This is a genomic window from Staphylococcus marylandisciuri, from assembly GCF_025519785.1.
GTDB lineage: Bacteria > Bacillota > Bacilli > Staphylococcales > Staphylococcaceae > Staphylococcus > Staphylococcus marylandisciuri.
The window spans coordinates 1-4,601 of sequence record NZ_JAOPKZ010000026.1; the positions used below are offsets into that span (position 1 = coordinate 1).

Annotated in this window: 5 protein-coding genes; 3 read left to right on the forward strand and 2 right to left on the reverse strand. The window is 39.2% G+C overall.

What is annotated here, in order from left to right; genetic code table 11:
• Positions 1-437 precede the first annotated feature (437 nt).
• The gene (locus tag N9R04_RS11170) at positions 438-626 is read right to left on the reverse strand and encodes a hypothetical protein (RefSeq protein ID WP_262856856.1); all 189 of its coding nucleotides are present in this window, start codon (positions 624-626) and stop codon (positions 438-440) included.
• A gap of 142 nt (positions 627-768) precedes the next feature.
• Between N9R04_RS11170 and sdaAB the strand changes: the two genes are divergently transcribed.
• From sdaAB to recG, 3 genes are read left to right on the forward strand one after another with little or no spacing between them, the layout of a single operon-like run.
• Complete coding sequence (gene sdaAB, locus N9R04_RS11175) at positions 769-1,434, forward strand: L-serine ammonia-lyase, iron-sulfur-dependent subunit beta (RefSeq protein WP_262856857.1); 666 nt, start codon at positions 769-771, stop codon at positions 1,432-1,434.
• A gap of 13 nt (positions 1,435-1,447) precedes the next feature.
• On the forward strand, positions 1,448-2,323 hold the full coding sequence (gene sdaAA / locus N9R04_RS11180) for an L-serine ammonia-lyase, iron-sulfur-dependent, subunit alpha (protein ID WP_262856858.1): 876 nt from the start codon (positions 1,448-1,450) through the stop codon (positions 2,321-2,323).
• Between the two features lies 1 nt (position 2,324).
• The gene (recG, locus tag N9R04_RS11185) at positions 2,325-4,370 is read left to right on the forward strand and encodes an ATP-dependent DNA helicase RecG (protein WP_262856859.1); all 2,046 of its coding nucleotides are present in this window, start codon (positions 2,325-2,327) and stop codon (positions 4,368-4,370) included.
• On the opposite strand, the gene N9R04_RS11190 is transcribed toward recG, so the two are convergent.
• Positions 4,350-4,601 (reverse strand): hypothetical protein (locus N9R04_RS11190; RefSeq protein WP_262856860.1); only part of this gene is annotated, 252 nt, incomplete at its 5' end. The genes recG and N9R04_RS11190 overlap by 21 nt on opposite strands.

A 4,601-nucleotide genomic window follows, 5' to 3' on the forward strand; every position in this document is an offset into this window, starting at 1 on the left:
GATCGGTTTTGACTACGGATTTAAAATCCAAGAGACCGCACGATCTACTTCTCTCTTTAACTATAAAAAATAGCTATGAAAAAATCTATCGTCATAGATTTCTTCATAGCTAATCTTAGTATGTTTTTTGAGATTAATGTAACAGAAGGTTCTTTATTGATATAGATTGAAGCGCAAAGAACTAGCGTGAATACATAGTAGAGTAGTTAATTCGCTACCTACCAGCTATTTTATATGAATTTTGCAACTATTCAAATAATTAATATAAAAGTATTTGTAACTTTATTTACTTTCACTGACTTGCTATAATGTTGTAACAAAATATAAAATGTAAGCGCATTACTTTTGACTCATTATAATCTAGGGGTAGATAGAGCTTATAATATTAAAGGCATTTAAGAAGTTGGACAGAAAGATTCTGAGCTCTTGGAAACAGATTAACGGCGTTTCAAAAGGGAGCGGGACAGAAATCTAATTTGAATAGAAAGATTTCGTAGTCCCACCCCAACCTGCATTGCTTGTAGAAACTGATTTACCAGTTTCTCTTTGTTGGGGCCCCACCCCCAACTCGCTGTACTTGAGGAAACTGATTTATCAGTTTCTCTTTGTTGGGGCCCCGTGCTCAAATCCTGAATGCTTTTGCTCCGCCTTCTTTAAACTCTAAATCTTGGATGACTTAAAGAGAGAGATAATAATTCGTTAATTTATATTTGAGTGTACTTTGGAGCGTTTTACCCCTTTTATATAAGAATTGATTGGAGATAAATTATGAAATATAAAAGCGTCTTTGACATTATAGGACCAACCATGGTAGGCCCGTCCTCATCACATACAGCTGGAGCAGTGAGGATTGGTTTGGTGGCGAGGGATTTATTCGGCGAAATCCCTGATCATGTAGATATTTATTTATATGGTTCCTTCATGGAAACGTATAAAGGGCATGGGACAGATGTAGCCCTAGTAGGAGGGTTACTAGGTTACGATACAGATGATGATCGTTTACCGCGAAGTCTGGAAACCGCAAGTCACTTGGGACTTAAAGTTAATTTTATTGAAATGGCTGAAGAGCGTTCTCATCCCAATACAGCAATCATCCATATGCATAAAGGTAGTAAAGAATTATCGGTAGAAGGTATTTCTATAGGTGGAGGGAAGATCGAAATCATCGCGATTAACGGCTTTAAAATAGCAATAAGTGGAAATTATCCCGCGCTTCTTGTCTTTCACCAAGATACCTTTGGCACAATAGGTCATGTAGCCAATATTTTAGGCGAATCGAGTATCAATGTGGGGAGTATGCAAGTATCTCGTAAAGAGAAGGGAGAACAAGCATTGATGACATGTGAACTTGACGATGAAATTAGTGAAGATGTTATTGAGAGAATAAGAAATGTTAAAGGAGTCGTTACCGTTTCTTTGATGGGTGATGCTTAACAGGGGGTAAAGAATGTTTAAAAGTGTGAAAGAACTCATTTCGATTTGTAATAAGGAACAACTAGCCATATATGAAGTGATGCTACGTCAAGAAATGGAAGTCTCAGGTCTTACGCAAGAAGAGGTATACGCCAATATGGATAAGAACCTCCAGACTATGGAAAATGCATTAGACGAAGGCTTACAGGGAGAGGGAGTAACCTCAACAACCGGATTAACTGGAGGAGATGCAGTGCTATTAAAAAGATATATCGCTACGGGTAGATCTTTAGCTGGTAACACTTTATTAGATGTAGTTAGTAAAGCTATGGCGACTAATGAAGTTAACGCTGCCATGGGTAAGATTTGTGCAACACCTACCGCTGGATCAGCAGGTGTAGTACCTGGAGTATTATTTGGTTTGAAACCACGCATGAATCCAAGTCGTAGGGATATGTTGAACTTCTTATTAACTGCAGGTGCTTTCGGTTTTGTTGTCGCTAATAACGCCTCTATATCCGGAGCGGCCGGTGGTTGCCAAGCAGAAGTAGGTTCTGCGGCTGCAATGGCCGCTGCTGCTACAGTCGAACTCGCTGGGGGCACGCCTCAACAGTCAGCTGAAGCTTTTGCAATTTGCTTAAAGAATATGCTAGGTTTAGTATGTGATCCAGTAGCAGGTTTAGTAGAAGTGCCTTGTGTTAAGAGAAATGCTGGCGGTTCTTCAAATGCAGTTGTGTCTGCTGATATGGCTTTAGCAGGTATTACTTCACGGATTCCTACCGATGAAGTCATTCAAGCTATGTACCGTATAGGTCAAACTATGCCTTCAGCTTTACGTGAAACTGGAAGAGGTGGTTTAGCTGGTACTCCGACAGGCCAGCGTTTAAAACAAAAAATATTTGGTGATTAATATGTCTAAGATTCATTTAATTGATAGCCCGTTCCCTTTATCAAATGTCAAAGGCTTAGGCCCTAAGCGTTTACAAGTCTTAAATGAGTTAAATATTCATACGATTGAAGATCTCATACTTTACTTTCCAGTGCGATATGAAGATAATACTGTGATAGATTTAACTCAAGCTGAAGATCAGTCGATGGTGACAGTTGTCGGAGAAGTTTATTCGACTCCCGCTGTCGCCTTTTTCGGTCGTAATAAATCTAAACTTACTGTACATTTAATGGTTAATCAAATAGCTGTTAAGTGTGTTTTTTTCAACCAACCTTATTTAAAGAAAAAAATAAACCTCAACGACAAAGTAACAATTAAAGGTAAGTGGAATCGGCGCAAGCAAGAGATTAATGGGAATAAAATGCTGTTTAATACTGGAGATGAAGGTCAACCGCAACTTGAGCCGGTGTATAGAATTAAAGAAGGAATCAAACAGAAGCCTTTGAGGGATATGATTAGACAAGTGCTAGATGAAGTTACTATACATGAGTGGCTATCGGCAGAGTTGAGAGATAAATATAAACTTGAATCTTTAGCAGATACAGTGCGTAACCTTCATTATGCTCCAGATAAAAAGGAACTTCTTAAGGCTCGCCGTACATACGCATTTACTGAACTATTCATGTTCGAATTGCGGATGCAGTGGCTTAACCGGATAGAAAAGACCTCTGATGAAGCCATTGAAGTCAACTATGATATTGAGTTAGTTAAAGATTTCATCCAACGCCTTCCGTTTGAATTAACGTCTGCTCAGAAACAAAGTGTGAATGAAATATTTCGTGATCTTAAGGCCCCAGTACGCATGCATCGTTTATTGCAAGGCGATGTAGGTTCTGGGAAAACAGTAGTAGCTGCTATTTGTATGTATGCGCTTAAAACGGCTGGCTATCAATCAGCTTTAATGGTGCCAACTGAAATTCTAGCTGAACAACATGCTGAAAGCTTAAGTGAGCTATTTGGTGAGGCTATGAATGTAGCACTGTTGACTGGTTCGGTTAAAGGAACACAAAGAACGTTATTACTTGAGCAACTTCGTAAAGGTGAAATAGATTGTCTTATAGGTACGCATGCACTTATCCAAGACGATGTAGTATTTAATAACATAGGGTTAGTTATAACCGATGAACAGCATAGGTTTGGGGTTAATCAACGTCAATTGTTACGTGAAAAAGGAGCTATGACCAATGTGCTCTTCATGACAGCTACGCCGATCCCTCGTACGTTAGCTATTTCAGTGTTTGGTGAAATGGATGTTTCTTCAATTAAACAGTTACCTGCAGGACGCAAACCGATTTTGACGACTTGGGAAAAGCATGAATCTTACGAGCAAGTGCTAGAACAAATGACAGGTGAATTAAATAAGGGACGTCAAGCTTATGTGATCTGCCCTCTCATAGAAAGTTCAGAGCATTTAGAAGATGTGCAAAACGTCATCGAATTATATGAGTCACTGCAAAGTTATTATGGCAATCAACGGGTAGGCTTGCTTCACGGTAAGCTTTCAACTGAGGACAAGGAAGAAGTAATGCAACGTTTTAGTGACCATGAGATCGATATCCTTGTCTCGACTACAGTAGTAGAGGTCGGAGTTAATGTACCCAACGCAACATTTATGATGATATATGATGCCAATCGCTTCGGTCTCTCTACATTACATCAGTTACGAGGTCGAGTCGGTCGTAGCGAACATCAAAGTTATTGTGTACTTATCGCTTCACCTAAGACCGAAACAGGTATCGAACGGATGAATATAATGACGCAAACAAATGATGGTTTTGAACTAAGTGAACGTGATTTAGAGATGAGAGGGCCGGGAGATTTCTTCGGGGTTAAACAGAGCGGGCTCCCCGATTTCTTAGTAGCAGATGTAGTTGAAGATTATAAAATGTTAGAAGTCGCAAGAGACGAAGCAGGAGAATTGATACAATCAGGTCAGTTCTTTGATGATCAATATCGCACGTTAAGAGAATTTATAGAGGACAAAATACTATATATGAGTTTTGATTAGGGGCCCCAACACAAAGAAACTGGTAAACCAGTTTCTCCAAGCAATGCAGGTTGGGGTGGGCCCCAACAAAAAGGCTGGGACATAATGGTCTTTGACTAGAGAGAAAGAGGTTGGGACATAAAGATCTTTGATTAGAGAGAATAAGGCAATTTCTATTGTAATAATACAGAAATTGCCTTTTTTACTATTATTTTGACTATAGTTAGCTCGTTGAGCTACTACTTTTCTTAT